The 1,226-nt window shown below is 44.3% G+C and carries 2 protein-coding genes; both read right to left on the bottom strand.

All coding sequences use genetic code 11. The annotated features are described in order from the left end of the window. A partial coding sequence (locus LB941_RS12225) for a transposase family protein (RefSeq protein ID WP_507161419.1) occupies positions 1-488 on the bottom strand: 488 nt, incomplete at its 3' end. Beyond that, positions 485-1,159 carry an IS66 family insertion sequence element accessory protein TnpA gene (gene tnpA / locus LB941_RS12230; protein ID WP_253362266.1) on the bottom strand — a complete coding sequence of 225 codons (675 nt, stop codon included), beginning with the start codon at positions 1,157-1,159 and terminating at the stop codon, positions 485-487. The genes tnpA and LB941_RS12225, both read right to left, overlap by 4 nt. Positions 1,160-1,226: the final 67 nt, after the last annotated feature.

The raw sequence follows: 1,226 nt of genomic DNA on the forward strand, positions 1-1,226 counted from the left end.
AGAACACCACTGAGTCGGATCTTATATTCGCCATTTGGACCAAAACTCAATTCGGTTGAATCTGACAACCAAACCTTGTTAGGTGCGTCTGTTTCGAAATTCTGGTTCAAGATGTTGTCTTGAACATATTGCTCACTTGCTTTCTGACGGTTGTGTTTCTTAACCCGAATCTGACATCTCAAGCCAAGCTCACGCATCACGCGTCGGACCATCTTACGTGTCACTCGGAAAGTGATCAACTCATCGTGCTCAAGATTCACTACAAGATTTCCAGCGCCGATGCCTTGATGATGGAAATCAAACCAGTATTGCGTTTGCTCCTTGAGCTGACGATCGCGGGCTTCCCAAGCAGTTTCTTCTCGCTTTAAGCCTTTGTAATAAGCTTGTCGGCTTACGCCGATAACGGCTAATAACTTGGTGAGTGCGCCACGCTTACCTTGACTGACTTCCTTGATTGCGACGTAAGCCAGTCGATGTTGTTTGTTCACCCCCTGCGCTGAAGTTCCAGCAATTTTTTTGCAAACTGTTCAACCAGTTCTTTATCTTTCAATTCAGTTTCCAACTGACGAATGCGAAGATTTGCTTTGTCCAGTTCAGTCAATTCGGATTCGTCTTTATGATGGCCTCGGTTATCGACAAGCGCTTCATAGCCGCCATCTTTGGCCTTGAGTACCCAAGAACGTGCCTGTTGATACGAAATCTGAAAATGTTCTGCGGCTTCGGTGTATGAATGTTTGTGCTTGGTCACGTACTCAACTACTTCAATTCGTTCCTCGAAAGTCGTCTTCTTACGCATATTGGGGACCTGCTTTCTGAACGGCGATGCCGTCAAAGTTTTATCCTCATTATACATGTCGACCCAGACTTTTGCTTGAGTCGGGTTACGCAGACCATATTTGTCCGCCAGATCATCAAAGGTACCTTCTCCATTCAAGTAGGCAAAGACAATTGCCTGCTTCAACTCCTTACTGTAGTGAATGTTCTTCTTGGCTTCTTCCAGGCCTTTAATACCATCTCTTTGATAACGTATCATCCACTGTTTAAATGTATTTTCACCGATTCCGTGCTGTCTTGCATAAGTAGCTCTGGGAAGACCTGACTGCTGGTAATCCTCAAGGAGGTTGAGCTTCTCGAGGGCTGTGAACTTAGATCTGGACATATAAAAATCCCTCCATAATTATCAAATGAATTATTGTATTTCATCTGACAACCATAAAGGGATTATC

Origin of the sequence: Ligilactobacillus ubinensis (genome assembly GCF_024160875.1) — a bacterium.
Taxonomy (GTDB): Bacteria; Bacillota; Bacilli; order Lactobacillales; family Lactobacillaceae; genus Ligilactobacillus; species Ligilactobacillus ubinensis.